The sequence below is a fragment of the Brachyspira sp. genome, assembly GCF_050873525.1.
In the GTDB taxonomy this organism is placed as follows: domain Bacteria; phylum Spirochaetota; class Brachyspiria; order Brachyspirales; family Brachyspiraceae; genus Brachyspira.
Genome location: NZ_JBNMIZ010000032.1, coordinates 1 through 16,904, shown reverse-complemented (window position 1 = coordinate 16,904; position 16,904 = coordinate 1). Strand labels below are relative to the sequence as shown.

Annotated in this window: 12 protein-coding genes and 1 tRNA gene; 4 read left to right on the top strand and 9 right to left on the bottom strand. The window is 32.4% G+C overall.

The features are described from left to right. The first annotated feature begins 572 nt into the window (after positions 1-572). From ACR0QS_RS03985 to ACR0QS_RS03970, 4 genes are all read left to right on the top strand, one after another. A complete protein-coding gene (locus tag ACR0QS_RS03985) occupies positions 573-2,624 on the top strand; it encodes a Gldg family protein (protein WP_432632149.1) in 2,052 nt (683 codons plus the stop codon). After that, positions 2,608-3,999: a DNA repair protein RadA gene (radA, locus tag ACR0QS_RS03980; protein WP_432632150.1), complete on the top strand. Its 1,392-nt coding sequence runs from the start codon at positions 2,608-2,610 to the stop codon at positions 3,997-3,999. The genes ACR0QS_RS03985 and radA overlap by 17 nt, the downstream gene beginning before the upstream one ends. A 120-nt stretch (positions 4,000-4,119) precedes the next feature. Next, positions 4,120-4,758 carry a bifunctional nuclease domain-containing protein gene (locus tag ACR0QS_RS03975; protein WP_432632148.1) on the top strand — a complete coding sequence of 213 codons (639 nt, stop codon included), beginning with the start codon at positions 4,120-4,122 and terminating at the stop codon, positions 4,756-4,758. Between the two features lie 35 nt (positions 4,759-4,793). After that, entirely contained in the window at positions 4,794-5,963 is a 1,170-nt protein-coding gene (locus ACR0QS_RS03970) for a tetratricopeptide repeat protein (RefSeq protein ID WP_432632147.1), read from the top strand. A 24-nt stretch (positions 5,964-5,987) separates the two neighbouring features. Here the strand turns inward: ACR0QS_RS03970 and ACR0QS_RS03965 are convergent, their stop codons facing one another. The 9 genes from ACR0QS_RS03965 to aroB all read right to left on the bottom strand — a co-directional run bounded on the left by ACR0QS_RS03965 (position 5,988) and on the right by aroB (position 16,826). Continuing rightward, positions 5,988-6,905 carry a carbohydrate kinase family protein gene (locus ACR0QS_RS03965; protein WP_432632146.1) on the bottom strand — a complete coding sequence of 306 codons (918 nt, stop codon included), beginning with the start codon at positions 6,903-6,905 and terminating at the stop codon, positions 5,988-5,990. A 15-nt stretch (positions 6,906-6,920) separates the two neighbouring features. Further along, a complete protein-coding gene (locus ACR0QS_RS03960) occupies positions 6,921-8,810 on the bottom strand; it encodes a penicillin-binding protein (RefSeq protein WP_432632145.1) in 1,890 nt (629 codons plus the stop codon). A gap of 12 nt (positions 8,811-8,822) precedes the next feature. After that, a tRNA-Cys gene (locus tag ACR0QS_RS03955) sits at positions 8,823-8,893 on the bottom strand. A gap of 242 nt (positions 8,894-9,135) precedes the next feature. Next, positions 9,136-9,396, bottom strand: a complete 261-nt coding sequence (locus ACR0QS_RS03950; protein WP_432632144.1) for a hypothetical protein — start codon at positions 9,394-9,396, stop codon at positions 9,136-9,138. A 451-nt stretch (positions 9,397-9,847) separates the two neighbouring features. Continuing rightward, the gene (locus ACR0QS_RS03945) at positions 9,848-11,209 is read right to left on the bottom strand and encodes an MATE family efflux transporter (protein ID WP_432632143.1); all 1,362 of its coding nucleotides are present in this window, start codon (positions 11,207-11,209) and stop codon (positions 9,848-9,850) included. 156 nt (positions 11,210-11,365) lie between these two features. Beyond that, a complete protein-coding gene (locus ACR0QS_RS03940; protein ID WP_432632142.1) occupies positions 11,366-12,265 on the bottom strand; it encodes a DMT family transporter in 900 nt (299 codons plus the stop codon). A gap of 8 nt (positions 12,266-12,273) precedes the next feature. Then, positions 12,274-13,911 (bottom strand): ankyrin repeat domain-containing protein, encoded by a 1,638-nt coding sequence (locus ACR0QS_RS03935; RefSeq protein ID WP_432632141.1) that lies wholly within the window; start codon positions 13,909-13,911, stop codon positions 12,274-12,276. Positions 13,912-14,019: 108 nt separating this feature from the next. Further along, entirely contained in the window at positions 14,020-15,363 is a 1,344-nt protein-coding gene (mgtE, locus tag ACR0QS_RS03930; RefSeq protein ID WP_432632140.1) for a magnesium transporter, read from the bottom strand. Between the two features lie 398 nt (positions 15,364-15,761). Beyond that, a complete protein-coding gene (aroB, locus tag ACR0QS_RS03925; RefSeq protein ID WP_432632139.1) occupies positions 15,762-16,826 on the bottom strand; it encodes a 3-dehydroquinate synthase in 1,065 nt (354 codons plus the stop codon). Positions 16,827-16,904 lie beyond the last annotated feature (78 nt).

The following is a 16,904-nucleotide window of genomic DNA, read 5'->3' as shown; positions in this document are numbered from 1 at the left end:
TTGCAGCTAATTGAAAATAATAATATAAATAATGCGATTAAAGATACAATTTTAGCACTTGACTTGACTTGACTTGACTTGACTTGACTTGACTTGACTAACGAATTTACAGTAGTTTTTGTTGTTTTTCATTTTTTTGCCTCCAAAAAATTTAATTAAGGTGTTTATATTATAGTAAATTTTTTGTAGTTTGTCAAGAGTTTAATCAAAAAAAATTTAATCGTCATTGTAAAAAACTATAGTCATTGCGAGCATTTGCAAAAATACGTGGCAATACACTATTGATAGAGTTAAATTTGAAAATTAAATTCTATTATTTTTTGGATTACTTGGCGTCTGCCCGACTTTGTCGCTGGGCGTTGCCCTCGTAATGACGGGACGCAGAGCGAATGACGGTGAAAGAATTTGTCATTGCGAACGAAGTGAAGCAATCCAATCAAAATAGATTACTTCGCTAATGCTCGTAATGACGGTTAAAAAATATTTTTGACTATTCAAAAAAAGACTTGTTTTATAATCGATTATATATTATTATATAGCAATCAATTTTAATTTTTATTATGGAATATATTATGACAAAGAAAAAAGACAGAATCATAACATTTATTTTAGTTTTGATAATTATAATTTTAATCAACGCGATTATCAATCAATTCAATCCTTCTTTTGATTTGACGAGGGATAAAGTTTATTCTTTAAGCAGGGAAAGTAAAACTCTTATAAGAAATATAAAAGAGCCTATGAGCGTGAAATTTTTTGTGACGCCGAATCTTCCTCCGCCTTTTTCCACTTACGAAAAATATGTTAAAGATATATTCGAAGGCTATAAATCTCAAAATATAAGTTTTGAAATTATAGACGCTTCAAAAAATCAAACGAATCAGTCTTTGGCAAATCAATACGGAATAAACTCTCGTCAGATAAGCGTTTTGGAGCGTGACCAGACTCAAACTAAAATTGCGTATATGGGACTTGCGTTTTTATATGGAGATTCTATAGAAACTATTCCGTTTATCGAAGCTACGGAAGGTTTGGAATATAATATTGATACGGCTATAAAAAAATTGCTCGATAAAAACGACAAATTAAGAAGACTCGAAAATAATTTAAATGTTTATTTTATAACTTCGCCAGAAATTTACGGAATTTTGCCTATGGGAGCCGCGACTTCCGTTCCAGAATTTATAATGCAGTCGGTAAACGAAGCGAATCAAAATCTTATGAATAAAGTAGTTTTCCATAATGTCGATATGTCAAATCCATCGGACGAAACAAACGGAACGGAATTATTAGAAAGATTAAATATAAGAAAATTGGAATGGGACGACATTAAAGACGAAAACGGAAATATAATTGCAAAAGCGGGAAGCGGTTATTTTTCTTTAGTTTTGGAAAATGGAGAAACCGTAAAAGAATTATCGACAGCTTCTATTTTATACGGAAATTTTGAAGCGGTTAAAAACGATATATTGAAAAATATTGACGGCATGCTCGGAATCAGCGCCAATATAGGATATATAACGGGACATGGCGAACCGCAATATGTAGACTTTCCTCAAGAACTCGGCGGAAATCCAAACGACAGATACGAAAGTTTTACGGAATATTTGGGCGAAATAGACAGAAATCATAATTTTGAAGTAATAGATACTACAACGGAAAATATTCCTTCGTTTATAGACGCTTTGATAGTGGCGGGAAGCCAAGTTCCTTTTACGGAAAGCGAATTATATAAAATCGACCAGTTTATAATGAGCGGAAAACCCGTTTTATTTATGCTCAACGGTTTTAATATAGAACAAACTACTTATCCAGTTTATGGAGAATCTATATTAGTTCCAGTTACTAACGGATTAAACGATATTCTTCAAAATTACGGTTTATATGTATCCTCGAATATGATATTTGACGAAACTTCTTATAGAACGAGAAATCCGCAAACGGGACTCGAACAAAGATTTTATAATGTTCCTATGATAACTACGGAAAATGTTAATTCCAAAAGCGATATAACGAAGAGCATAAGTTTAATAATCTCTCCAATGTCTTCGGAAGTTTTGATTAATACGAATATTGACGGCGTAAGAATAACTCCTTTGCTTCATACTAGCGATAGAAGTTGGATTGAAACGGAAAATGTGTCTTCCGCTATGGACGGCGCGCCTTCCGATACGAATAGATTTGAAAAAAGACTTCTTGCCGCAATATCCGAAGGAAGAATGGAAAGCGCGTTTTTAAATAAAGAAATTACAAACGAAAATACGAATAATAATCAGGCGAATATAGCGAATATAAATAGAATCAACTCTACAAGCGATGGAAAAATAATAGTAATCGGTTCTTACGACATGGGAAAAAACAGCGCTTATCAGGCAAATAAAATTTTCTTAATGAATATAATCGATTATATGGCAGGAGACGGTGGACTAATGAGCATAAGAAGAAAGGGAGCCGTTTATAATCCTCCTTATCAAATTCCAGAAAATTTTAAATTAATCGTTAGGGTTATAAATATAGTTATAGTTCCTTTAGCCGTTATAGTATTCGGACTCGCATTATGGAATTCGGACAAAAAGCGAAGAAAGAAAATATTTGAGAAATTCAATAATGCCGAAAAAGAATAATATTATTTTTATCTGTGAAAATTGCGGGGAAACAACTATTAATTGGATGGGAAAATGCCCGTCCTGTAATTCATGGAATACCTTAAAACCATTTACGGAACCAGAAGAAAATAAAATTAATATAAAAAATATAAGTAAAAATTCGAGTGGCGATAAAGCTTTACTCACTTCGATAAAAAAAATAAAAACTTTCGATAATGTTAGAATATCGACTGAAATAGAAGAGCTTAACGGAGTTCTTGGCGGCGGAATAGTATCGGGAAGCGTTATTTTAATCGGAGGCGAGCCAGGAATTGGCAAATCTACCCTACTCTTGCAAGTCGCTTCAAATATAGCGAAAAAAGAAAAAGTATTTTATTTTACGGGCGAAGAATCTTTGGAGCAAATAAAATTGAGAGCGGACAGATTAAATATAAGCGACAGCGATTTTTTAATCTCTTCAGAATCGAACGCAGACAATATAGTCAATACTCTTTTGGAAGAAAAACCCAAACTTGCAATAATTGATTCCATTCAAACAATTTATAGTCCGTCCACAAACAGTATCGCTGGCTCTCCCGCTCAAATAAAAAACTGCGCTTGGGTTTTGATGCAGACGGCAAAATTGAAAAACATAACGATTTTTTTGGTAGGACATATAACGAAAGAAGGAACTATAGCGGGACCGAAAATACTCGAGCATATAGTAGACTGCGTTTTATATTTTGAAGGAGACGATAAGGGAATATATAGAATTTTAAGAGCTGTAAAAAACAGATACGGAGCGGTTGACGAGGTTGGAATATTTGAAATGACTGAAAAAGGATTAATGGAAGTGAGAGACGCTTCGAGAGTTTTTACAAAAGGAATCAACGAATCGATATTTGCTGGAAATGTTATAAGTCCCGTGATAGAGGGAAGTAGAGTTTTTTGCGTAGAACAGGAAGCTTTAGTAGGAAGCAGCGCATTCGGTTATCCAAGAAGATTAACTATGGGATACGACCAGTATAGGCTTTTAATAATTATAGCGATACTTGAAAAACGAGCGCATCTTAATTTATCGAATCAGGATGTTTATCTCAATATAGCAAACGGGCTTAATGTAAAAGAAACGGCAAGCGATTTGTCGGTGGCGATGGCTATAGCTTCGAGCATGTCGGGAATTGCAATTCAAAGAACTACCGCTTATATTGGAGAACTTGGACTTTCGGGCGAAGTTCGTCCCGTAAGATTTATAGAAAGAAGAATAAAAGAAATGAAAAAATTTTCTCTTAAAGAAGTTTATATTTCAAAAAGAGCCTTAAAAGAAATTCAATCTTCAAAAACAGCCGAAGGAATAAAAGTCATAGGAATAGAGCATATTTCCGAAGCGGTTAAGAGATTGGGAATAAATTAAATTTTATTTTTTTATTTTTACTTTCAACGGTTTTATATTTGCATAATAATTATCCGATATTCTATATTGACAAATAATATATATATTACTATTATATTTTATATTAAAGAGGATTAAAAAGTGATTGAAGCGAAAGTTCACAGTTTGGCTATTACCGATAAAGGCTTTGTAGTTATGCTTAAACCTATTAACTCCGAAAAGGTTATTCCGATTTTTATAGATTATTTGCAGGCTCAGTCGATGGCAACGGCTTTATTTAATTATAAAATGGGACGCCCTCTAACACATGACCTTATAAACAGCATTTTTAAAAATTGCAATATTCGGCTTGTAAATATAATAATAGATAATGTTCATTTGGATACTTACTATTCAAAACTTGTGATAGACCATAACGGGAAAAATATACTTATTGACGCTCGCCCTTCGGATGCAATCGCGCTCGCTTTGAGATTTCAAGCGTCTATTTTTGTCGAAGAAAATGTTATAGAAAAAGCGGGAATGGTATTGGACGACAGCGGAGAGACGGCTAAAGAATCGGATGTAAAAAGCGGAATTCCTTACAATTATCAAGTGTTCGATAAAGAAAATTCTTCCGACAATACAAAAAAAGATTTAAAATCAAACGGCAACGAAAGCGGAGTTAAAACGAAAGAAGAAATAAAAAAATTATTGGAGCAGGCGGTAAAAGAAGAGAGATACGAAGACGCCGCAAAATACAGAGACGAACTTAATAATTTAGAGAATTTGGAAAATTAAAACAAAATAAATATCGTTAAAAATACTGGAGAATTATGAATAAATATTTTAAAATCGCGCTGTTTTTATTAATCGTTTGCCAGACGATATTCGCCAAACCTTCCGATAAAATAAAATTTAATTCGAGCGAAGTGACAAAATTGGAATACGATTTTTTTACTAAAATTGACAGAGGACAAACAAACGATATTGAACTTCATTATGACGGATTTATAATCGCTTCTGGAATAACGGACGAAGAAGAGTTCAAATTATATAAAGGAAAATTAAACGAAATAAGAAATTTAGCGAAAACCGAACTCTCTCAATACGTAGGAGAAGGCGCTTATGATTTTGGAAAAAGATTATTATCATGGATTTACGAAAAAGGAATATTAAAAAAATATTTTGAAACAGCGACTTTATTTCAAGATATGATATATAAAGGAGAATATAACTGCCTCACTTCGAGCATATTATATTCTTTGCTTTACACGGAATTCGGCTATAAAGTAAAAGGAATTTTAACTTCAAATCATGCGTTTTGTATTGTTTATACCGATAAAGGAAATATAGATGTCGAAACTACGGTTGCAAAAGGATTCGACCCTGGAACTAAAGAAATAAGAAATACTGGCTCGTCCACAATAATAACTTTCGTCCCAAAACAAAATTATAATAGAAGAAACGAAGTTGACATTTTAACTTTAATAGCAACTCTATATCCGAATTCAATTTCGCTTAGAAAAATAGAAAGAGATTTGGACAAACAAATCATAATGGCAAAAAAAGCCTATTATCTATCGCCCGACACAGAAATGTATAACGATAATCTTATAAGAGCTTTCAATAGAGCGGCTTTAGACCATATAAAAAAATCGGAATACGAGGAAGCTTACAGACATTTGGAAGAGGCTTTGGTTTTCGACAACGATAATTCAAGGACAAGAGACACAATCATTCGCTACTATAACGCTATAGGGCTTTCGTATTTGGGAAAGAAAGATTTTCCGAACGCGATACAGATTTATAAACAGGGATTAAAAGATACTGGAAATAACGCTAAAGTTTTGGAAAATAATCTTAAAGTTTCGTATTATAATTATATCGTATCGGAATATAATTCGAGGAGATATAATAACGCTTATACGATTTCCGAAGAGGCTTTGAAACTATTTCCAAACGACAGAGATTTTATGAGATTGCAAACTTCGATTCCAAAATAATAAAAATAATATTAAATAAAAAATTTATTCCATATTAAATTTTTCTTTTATTACATTTACATTATATTTTGCAGTTCCGCCTTTGACTTGAATCATCTCTTCCGAAACCGCAGATGCAAAATCCAATACTTTTTTAATATCCGCTTTTTTCAAAATAGCATAGCTTAAAGCGGCGCAAAAAGAATCTCCCGCTCCAACCGTATCGACAACTTTAATTTTATTTGAAGGTTTAAATATATATTCGCCGTTATAAAAAGAAGCCGCTCCGTCTTTCCCTAAAGTTAAAAATATATAATCTATATTAAAATCTTTATTCAAATTTCTTAATAATATTTCGTTATCTTTTTTCAAGTCGATTTGTAAAGAAGGATAAAATAAATTTTTTATTGCCAAAAGTTCGTCATCGTTGATTTTTAATATATTTATAAAATCCAAAGCCTCTTTCACTTTTTCTTTTGTATAATAATTTTTTCTAAAAGTGACATCGCATACTTTATATTTTGAATCTATATTTTTGAATATATTTTTTAAAGTGTTATATGATTTTTCGCTTCTGCAAGATAGTATATTAAAATAAAATAAATCGTATTTCTCTTTTATGGCGTTTTCAATATCCGAATTAAATTCTATATTATCCCAAGCGACATTTTCATGGATTATATAATCTGGAACTTTATTTTCGTTCATAAATACCGTAGCTTTTCCCGTTTCATAATTATCAAGAAATTGAATTAAAGAAGAATCTATATTTTCATTTTCAATAAATTTAATCGCGTCTTTAGAAAAATCGTCTTTTCCAAGCGCTGTTATAAATTTCAAATTATCGTCTTTTGATATAAGTCTCGATAATTGAACGGAATAATTAAAAGGCGCTCCTCCAATAACCGAAACATCCTCGTAAACATCATATAAAAGCTCACCGAAAACAAGTATTTTATTCATAAAAAATTACTCCTTTTATTCGTTTCTTTTAGGAGGATTAAGTATTAATCTTATAATGGAATCGTTAGTTATAACCGTTCCCGCTTCTGGCGAAAATTCCGAAACATAACCCTCGCCTTGAATAATTATTTTAGCGTTATTATTTGTCGCTATAAAAGATATATCTTTCAAAGCGTCTCTTAAAGATAATTTTGTTAAATCGGGCATAATATTAGTCGCATTTTCGTCTATAATAGGAATTAAAGATAAAAATTCGTTTGTATTTATAGTTTTTATCTCTTCGTCTCCGAGTCCAAGATACGGTATTATTTGATTTGCAACTTGAGCGAAAAGCGGAGTCGCTACCCTGCCCGCCGCTCTCGCTCCGTTTCCCTGCGGGTCCTCGAGTAAAACGAGTATTGAAACTTTAGGATTCTCCAAAGGAAATCCGCCTATAAATATTGACTGGTAATATTTTTCAGGCTTGCCGTCCGCTCCCCCTCTAATTACTTCCGTTATCGCCGTTCCCGTCTTTCCAACAACATCAATATTAAGCAAATTCGCTCTATGCCCAGTAGAACCAGCTTCGACTCCCTTTCTTAAAAGAACTCTTGCAATCTGTGAATACTGAGATTCTATTATTCTTTCTTTTTTTAATCCGTTGGTTAAACTTATTTTTTCTCCTCCGCCGTATATTGAATCGACTACATGCATTGGAACTTTATAACCTCCGTTTAAAAGCGGAAGATAAGAAGAAGCTAATTGCATCGGAGTGACGCTTAAATCGTATCCTATAGCCAAATAGCCTCGTGAAAATCTATGCCATTTATTTAATTCATGATAAATACCGCTCCATTCGTTTTTATATGGTCCCACATGCGTTTTTTCTCCAAATCCAAATTGTTTCAAATATTCGTAAAAAAATTTTCTGTCTATTCTTTCGGCTATCGTAACTATCGCAAAATTGCAGCTGTATTTTAATATGTCATCAAAAATTATATTTCCATGCGGATAGTCGCAGTGAATTCTTGTCTGCGGACTGTAATCGTAATAGCCTCTGCAATAAAATCTTTCGTCTCTATTAACTACTCCTTGCTCCATCGCAGCAAGTTCTGCAAATATTTTCATTGTGGAACCCGGGTAAATTGTGCTCATTATACTTCTGTCGAGTCTCTCGTTATTGACATAATCAAAAGGACTGTTCGGGTCGAAAGAAGGATAAGAATAATTCGCTATTATCGCTCCAGATTCTACATCCGATACAATAATCGTTGCGGACTGCGGAGATTTTTCGGCTACGGTTTTTAAGACTTCGTTTCTGACTATAGTTTGAATATCTCTGTCTAAAGTCAATATCAAATCTTTAGGATTATCGTTTGCCGATGAAAGTATATTTTCGTAGCTTGCCTCGAGTCCAGCATAGCCTTCCGTTTCCGTTTTATTCATATATCCGATTACATGGGCAAAAATATCGTTATAAGGATAAAGTCTTTTATGGCTTTCCGTTCCGTATATGCTTCTTATTCCGTATTCGTTTTTTATCTCGCGTATTTTATTATAAGAATCTAAAGATAAATTTTGAGCGAGCCTTATAGTTCTTCTTTTGGCTTTAAGATAATCGTTAACTCTTTCTTTGGTTATTCCTATAATTCCAAATATTCTGTCGTATCCTTCGTTAATATCTTTTCCGTCTTTTCCATCCGATTTAACCGTTTGAGTGTCTATATATATCGTGTATGCTGGAATATTTATCGTTAGAGGACGCATTTTAGAATCGTATATTATTCCGCGCGGCTTATTTGAAATTTCCAAATCGTCAAAAGATTTTGCATTTACAACCGTTAAATTTATAAGCTGAATTATAATTAAAACAGTAGCGGCAAAAAATCCTACGATAAAAATCTTTATTAATCGAATACCATTCATAATTGAAAAATGAGGCGACGAACGGATTTGAACCGTTGATAAGAGTTTTGCAGACTCCTGCCTTACCACTTGGCTACGTCGCCTTAACTTTTAGAATAACTAATAATATAATAAATTGGTAAAAAAGTCAATACATTATTTCTTTAAAAAACTATTTTTTCACTCTGACAAAAAAGCAAATAAAAAAGGCTAGCCATTTCTGGCAAGCCCAAAGTTTCAAGAGTTATTAATATTTAGTTTAGTTATTTTTTCTACTTGGAGGATTAGGACCGTAATTCCAATTATCCCAAGAAGGTATATTGGTATTATCGTCTTTAGAACTTACTCATGGAGGATTAGGACCATAATTCCAATCATCCCAAGAAGGTATATTAGTATTATCGCCTTTTGGCTCTTCTGGGTCGGTATTAGTGTCATCAGGCGTTACAGGTCCAGTTTCGCCAGGGTTGGTTGTTTCTGTAGATTGCTGATAGTTGTCTGGCTGTGTAATTTTCTTTTTGCAAGCCGTAATTCCTGCAATAACAAATACCGCTATTAATAAAATAATAGCAACTCTTGAAAATTTTGATAAGTTTGTCCTAAACATATTGAACTCCTTTAGTTTGAACTATAGGGTTTATATCTCCCTACATTTACAATATAGCAATATTTTTCAAATCGTCAAGTAAAAAATTTCGCTAAAGCTAGCAGTAGCCTATTGTTGTCAAAAAAATAAAATAAGAAATTTACAAAAAAATAATAAAGTTATGAATAGTCAATATAGATTTATAAATAAAGTTGTCATAATTCAATAGTAATTATTTTATTAAATTTGTCATTGCGAGCGATAGCGTGGCAATCCACATTAAAAAAGCGAAGCAATCCACTTTTAATAAAAATAAATTTTAAAATCAAATTATATTTTAATTGGATTACTTCGGCATTTTCAATGCCTCGTAATGACGAAAAATACAGTCATTGCAAACATTTTTAATAACTCCGTCACTGTGCGATAATACGCTATTAATTAGAATTAAATTTTAAACTATGAAAAATATCTATATATTATTCTCGCTTACAGCCTGTTTTTTCATTTTTCTGTAAATATAAATATACATAGCAGTAGCCAATATAACCGAAATTATATCCGCTATAGGCTGCGCCCAGACGATTCCGTTTATGCCGAATAATTTTGTTCCAATTATTATAGTAGGTATAAAAGCTATTCCCTGTCTGCTCAACGAAAGAAATAAAGATGGAATAGCCTTTCCCAAAGCCTGAAAAGTCGACATAAATATAAATTGAAATCCTATAATCGGAGCTACAGAATAACAGGCGATTAAAAATTTGACTCCATAATCTATTACCTCTTCGTTATTGATAAATACTCCAACCGCTTGATTTGAAAATATGAAAGACAATATAAGTAAAATCGTTCCAGTTATGACGCTTGACAAACATGAAAGTTTAATAGAGCTGTTCATTCTCTTATAATTTTTTGACGCGAAATTATATCCAATGAAAGGCTGAACACCCTGCCCCAAACCTATAAAAACCAAAATAACGAGAGTAAATAATCTTTGAGCGACTCCAAGTCCCGCAAGCACATTATCGCCGAATCCCGCAGCATAATTATTTATAAGAATATTTGAAGCGCTCATTAAAATATTATTTATCGAAACGGGAATTCCTATGGACAATACATTTTTTAATATATCCGACTGCATCGAAAAATCTTTAAACTTTATCGATAGAAAAGTTTTTTTTCCTAAAATATGCCAAGCATAATAAACTGTAGAACATGCATTTCCTATTATCGTGGCAAGCGCGGCGCCAGCGACTCCCATATTCATATAAAGAATCATTATCGGGTCCAAAACTATATTTACCACAGTTCCAATCATCATTCCAATCATAGCCTCTTTTGAAGCTCCTTCAGAACGAACTATTTGCCCCATAGCCATTTGATTGACTACAAAAGGAGCGCCGATTCCTACAATTATTAAATAATCTTTAGCGAATTGATAAGTATTTTCACTCGCCCCCGATATTTTTAATATAAAAGGCATGAAAATCAAAAATACCGCCATACTAATAAATCCGACAATAATACTCGCGTAGAATCCGAAAGATGAAATTTGTTTTACTTTATCGTGTTGTTTAGCTCCCAAATTCCTTGAAATATAGGAAGCTCCTCCAATACCGAAAATATTTCCGAAAGCCATAAGAAGCAAATAAATCGGCATAGTTAGTGAAACTGCCGCCACTTGATTCGGGTCGCCCGTCTGCCCTACAAAAAAAGTGTCAACCATATTATAAAACACATTCACGAGCATTCCTAATATTGTGGGCATTGCCAAATAGAATAAAGATTTATATACGGGATAATTTTCAAAAATATCAATTTTGTTATCAGCCATAATTTTTCCTCCAAAAAAATGAAAAATAATTTTTAGTTTATAATCAGTTTTTTAATGCATATATTATATATTAAAAGATAAAATATAACAAGCGATATAATTATTATATATAACATTATTTAATTTTATAAGTAAAAAATTTTTCGTTAAATTTGTCTAATTATTGAAATTGTTTTTTCCATTATTCCCAAGTTCGCAAATGAATATTGCCGATATTACCAAAATTCCGCCGAATACAAAATTAAAAGTGAGTTTATCGTTCATAAATATTACTCCGCATAAAGCTCCCAAAAAAGCTTCCATATTTAATAAAATGCTCGTTTTATTTACCGAAACATATTTTTGAGAAACAGTTTGAAGCAAATATGCGATTCCCGAACCGCCGATAGCCAAATATAAAAAAGATATTATTATTTCAGTTTCATTTAAAAGAATTTCCACATTTAACGGAGTTTTAGTTATAAAAGCAAAAGATAAAGATATTATTCCCGCAATTATAAGCTGCCAAATTGCCATGAGAATTCCGTTTACATATTCGATTATCGCGTCTATCAATATCAAATGAATTGCAAAAACTACCGCGCATAAAAGTGCAAATAAATCTCCAATTTTTACTTCGTTTAATCCGTTAGCCAAAGTGAGAAAATATAAACCGATTATAGTTATTATTGCCGCAATAAACGAAGAAATATGCGGGCGCTTTTTATAAATAATCCAAACCAAAAATGGAACGAATATAACATTTGAACCAGTGAAGAAAGCGACTTTTGATGCGGTTATGAATTGAGAACCCATAGTTTGAAAGAAAAAACCCAAAAATAAAGCCGTTCCAACGGGAAGCGAAAGCAATATATCTTTTAATTTAGTTCTTTTCGTATATTTGAAAAATACTAAAGCGAGGAATAATCCGCCGATTAAATTTCTGAACCCCACCAAATAAAACGGCGGGACTTTTTCAACGACAACTTTTACGGCGACAAAACTATATCCCCAAATTAAAGCCGTTAAGAAAATTCCTAATGTGCCGAGACGCTCTCTTTTATTTTTATCAATCATTTAATAATTTAATTCGATTTTAATTTGTTTTGAAGCAATTTGATTATCTTTTTATTGCCTTTTTCTTTTGCCGTATTAAATTCTCTTTCAAAACCTTTTTCATCGTAATAGTTTAATAATATATCGCAAACATCTATATGTCCGAATTCGGAAGCCAAAGACAATGCGGTAAATCCTTTTGAAGTTTTTTCTTCTATTTGACTAACCGCTCCGTTTTCAAGTAAATATTTTACTATATTCGCTTTTCCATTATCCGCCGCGATTATTAAAGCAGTTTCGTTGCTATTGCTTTTTTTCTTTATAATATTCGGAGAGAATTTTAATATATATTTAACAACATCCAAATAACCTTTCGCACAGGCAAACATAAACGCGTTCCATCCGTTAACATCTTTTTCTTCCAAAACTTTTACATTATCTTGAATCAAATATCTAACCGATTTCAAATTATCGTATATAATCGCCCACATTAAAGGAGTTATATTATTCGAGCTTTTGCTTTCCAAAGAAACTCCTCTGCTTTTTAGTAATTCTATTATGTCGATATTTCCCTGTATTATCGCATGAATTAACGCGCTCCTTCCTATGCTGTCAACCGCTTTAACATCCGCTTTATTATTCAAAAGTTTTTCCGCTATTTCCACTTTTCCTAAAAAAGCCGCATACATTAAAGGAGTTTTATAATCGTCATCCGCTTTATTTATATCCGCTTTATAATTTAGCAAAATATCTATAAGTTCGTTATTGGAAACTTCGATTGCATAGATTAAAGGAGTCTTTCCTTCGTCCGAAACTCCGTTTGGAGAGACGCCGTTCATTAATAAATATTCAACCACATTTTTATGTCCCGCTGACGCCGCCATTGCCATAGCTTTTGGCGCATCCTTTTTTGAATCCGCAAAGAAATATCTCACAATATCCAAAAATCCGTTATGAGCCGCCGAAATAAACGCGCTTGAAAATACATTCGCTTTTGAATTTCCTAATTTTTGATGAATATAATGAACCAAAGATAAATTTCCGCTAATCGCCGCTATAGTCAAAGAATATCTCGGAATTTTCAAATTTCCTTTATTGATTATATATTCGACTATATCTATATTTCCGCTCGAGATTGCATAAGATAAAACCGTTTCTTCGTATATATCTTCTTCGTCAAGATTCGCTCCGTTGTCGATTAAAAATTTCACCGCTTGAAAATCGGATTTCTGGCAGGCATACATTAAAGGCGTCATGCTTATATCGGTTTTTACATTTACATTCGCTTTATTTTCAACGAGTATTTTTATTATATCGAAATAATCTTCCGAGCAGGCGTAATGCAAAGCCGTTTCGCTGTTTACATTGCTTAAATTGACATCCGCTCCTCGCTCTATCAATAATTTTACTATATCGTAATGTCCGCTCGCAGACGCGTTCATTAAAGGAGTTATAAATAATTTGTCTTCTTTGTTTATATCCGCTCCCGCGTCCAAAAGAATTTTTACTATTTCAGTATGTCCAAGTTTAGCCGCATGAGTAAGAGGAGTAAGCCCCAATACATTCGGCAGATTTATATCTATATTTTTATTGTTTAATAATATTTTGACTACGGACGCTTTATTATTAGCCGCCGCTTCATGAAGTTCAATTTCTATCTCTCTCATATCGTTTCCTTTTTTTAATTATTTTAAGATATAGCAAAATTAAAATCAAATCATATATTTATTATATATTATTTATTATAAAACTTCAATTATTAAATTATAAAAAATTTATCTCAATATAAAATAAATAGAAGCGATGGCGCAATATATCGCAGTTCCCGCAATATCGCAAATCGAAGTTAGAACGGGCGCTCCGCTTATCGCAGGGTCGATTTTAAATTTCGTTAAAATAAAAGGCAAAGTAATTCCGATTATGCTTCCAATAAAAACTATACTAAACATTGACAAGGCGACAATATATGCTATTTCGATTCCTCCTCTTATTATTCCCAAAATATAACCGCCGAAAGCCATGCTCAATCCCAAAATCGAAGCCACAACCGTTTCTTTTGAAAGCATATAAAACCAGTCTTTTAATGTTACATCTCCAACGGCTAAAGAACGAATAACCAAAGTCGCCGATTGACTTCCCGCGTTTCCTCCGCTTCCTATCAATAAAGGCAAAAAAACTACTAATATTATATGTTTTTGTATCGTGCCTTGAAACGCGCTTATTATTCCTCCCGAAAATAAATTTACGAAAACCAAAGCCATAAGCCATAATATTCTTTTTTTATAAATTGTAAATATCGGAGCAATTTTCAAATTATCGTCAAACTGATTTATTCCCGCCATTTTGTGAAAGTCTTCGCTATATTCTTCTTCCGCGACATCGAGTATATCGTCTATCGTCACAATTCCAATCATAGAATGCCTATCGTCTATAACGGCTAAAGAATGCAAATTATATTTTTTTATTATATCAACCGCTTCCTCTCTGTCTTCGTAAACGGAAATATAAGGGCAATTATTTGTGATTTCGGAAATTAAAATATTTTTGTCGGTAAAAAATAATTTTCTGATTGCAATAGAACCGATTAAAGTTCTTTTCGCATCCAAAACATATATAGTCGTATAAGTTTCGGATTCTTCAATATTGCTTCGTATATATTCAAAAGCTTCGCCGACAGTCCAATCGGGTTTTATAGAAATATATTCGGGCGTCATCATTCTTCCAACGCTTCCTTCGGGATACGCCAAAAGCCAAGAAGCCATTTCTCTTTCTTCGCTTCCCAATAATTTTAATATTTTTTGAGACATCTCTTCTGGAATCGATTCTAAAAAATATGTTCTATCATCTGGACTTATATTTTCAAGAAGTTCCGAAATATCGCTATCTTCCATGTTTTCTATAATTTTCTGCTGGTCTATATTCGTTAATTCTGGAAAAACTTTTGTATAATATTCTTTTGGAAGAACGCTAAATATTTTATATTTGTATTCGGATTTTAAAGATGTTATTAAATCGGCGGTTTCGACTTCCTGCCATAAAATCAATATATCGCTTATTTCTTTCCACTGTTCTTCTTCGATTAAGTCCTCGATTTCTGGCTTTAAAAGTTCTTTAAGCATATTTCACCAATTAAACGATTTTTTGAAGTATATATTAAAGTTTTATATAAAGCAATATTTTTTTAATAATTTTTATAAGCATACAATGGGTTCGCTATGCGCCATTTAGGGAAAACCGCCTTATTATAAGAATTAGATTGCTTCGCTTTCTTATGAAAGCTCGCAATGACGATAAATTTATTGCATCGTCATTACGAGGGCTTTAGCCCGAAGTAATCCACTTAAATAAAATTTTATTTTGAAATTTAACTTTATTAATAGTAGATTGCTTCAGCAGAGCTTCGCAATGACAGTTTTTTATTTTTCAATGACGAATTTTTTGACGACTGTATAAATTTGGTATGGAGTTGACGAGTGAAACAATACGCTATTAATAAAATCGAAATTTGAAAATAGAATTATATTATATTGTTTATATCGACTTTTTCCACTATAGGTTTTCCGATATCTTCCAAAAATACGAAATTAATTTTTTCGGCGCTTCGCTTTTTATCCAATTTTATCGCTTCTTTTAGGTTTATATTTTCGGGAACACTAATCGGAAGTCCTATATTCGACAAAATATTTTTAGCTCGCTCCAAAATATTTTTATTTTTAGTTATTCCCAATTTTATTCCGTATTCTATCGCAAAAATCATTCCTATTGCCACCGCCTCGCCATGAAGCAAAACTCCGTAGCCTGCCACGTTTTCTATACTATGTCCAATCGTATGTCCAAAATTAAGAAACATTCTTTCTTTTTTTTCTTTATAATCTATTTGAACGATATGAGATTTTAATTCACAGTTTCTTTGAAGGACAAAATCCATATCAAATTTTTCTTTATTATTATTATAACTATTTTCTATAACTTCGAGTAATTTTTCATCGAATAATAAAGCATGTTTTACAATCTCCGACATTCCCGCTTTGAATTCTCTTTCGGGAAGTGAAATCAATGTTTCGCTGTCGATTATGACGAGTTTAGGACTGTGAAAAGCTCCGACAAGATTTTTTCCTTCTCTTATATTTATTCCCGTTTTCCCTCCAACAGAAGAATCAACGCAAGCCAAAAGAGTAGTAGGAATCTGTATAAAATCTATTCCACGCATCCAAGTCGCAGCCGCATATCCCGACATATCGCCGACAACTCCTCCGCCAAGCGCGATTATCATATCCTTTCGGCTTAATTCGTTTTGAGCCAAATCAAAATATATATTTGAAATTCCTTCTATATTTTTATTTGCCTCTCCGTTTCTCAATATGCATACGGAAACGATTATATTTTCTTTTTCCAAACTTTTTATAATTTTACCTGCGTATAATCTGCCGACAATATCGTCTGTTACTATTAAAACTCTCTCGCCCTTCAATAGTTTTTTTATCAGTTTTCCCGCTTTATTTAATATTCCATGTTTTATTAGAATATTATAATCAATATCGTTTTTATTTTTAATTTTTACTTTTACTTTTTTAATTTGCATTTTTATTTTTATTCCAAATATAAATTAGATTTAAGATTAAATTATATAATTATTGAAAATAAATACAAATTTTATATA

What these genes read in the sequence shown, in the direction of transcription:
- ACR0QS_RS03985 (WP_432632149.1), top strand. Translation starts at nt 573, where the DNA reads ATGACAAAGAAAAAAGACAGAATCATAACATTTATTTTAGTTTTGATA.
- radA (WP_432632150.1), top strand. Translation starts at nt 2,608, where the DNA reads ATGCCGAAAAAGAATAATATTATTTTTATCTGTGAAAATTGCGGGGAA.
- ACR0QS_RS03970 (WP_432632147.1), top strand. Translation starts at nt 4,794, where the DNA reads ATGAATAAATATTTTAAAATCGCGCTGTTTTTATTAATCGTTTGCCAG.
- ACR0QS_RS03965 (WP_432632146.1), bottom strand. Translation starts at nt 6,905, where the DNA reads ATGAATAAAATACTTGTTTTCGGTGAGCTTTTATATGATGTTTACGAG.
- ACR0QS_RS03960 (WP_432632145.1), bottom strand. Translation starts at nt 8,810, where the DNA reads ATGAATGGTATTCGATTAATAAAGATTTTTATCGTAGGATTTTTTGCC.
- ACR0QS_RS03950 (WP_432632144.1), bottom strand. Translation starts at nt 9,396, where the DNA reads ATGTTTAGGACAAACTTATCAAAATTTTCAAGAGTTGCTATTATTTTA.
- ACR0QS_RS03945 (WP_432632143.1), bottom strand. Translation starts at nt 11,209, where the DNA reads ATGGCTGATAACAAAATTGATATTTTTGAAAATTATCCCGTATATAAA.
- ACR0QS_RS03940 (WP_432632142.1), bottom strand. Translation starts at nt 12,265, where the DNA reads ATGATTGATAAAAATAAAAGAGAGCGTCTCGGCACATTAGGAATTTTC.
- ACR0QS_RS03935 (WP_432632141.1), bottom strand. Translation starts at nt 13,911, where the DNA reads ATGAGAGAGATAGAAATTGAACTTCATGAAGCGGCGGCTAATAATAAA.
- mgtE (WP_432632140.1), bottom strand. Translation starts at nt 15,363, where the DNA reads ATGCTTAAAGAACTTTTAAAGCCAGAAATCGAGGACTTAATCGAAGAA.
- aroB (WP_432632139.1), bottom strand. Translation starts at nt 16,826, where the DNA reads ATGCAAATTAAAAAAGTAAAAGTAAAAATTAAAAATAAAAACGATATT.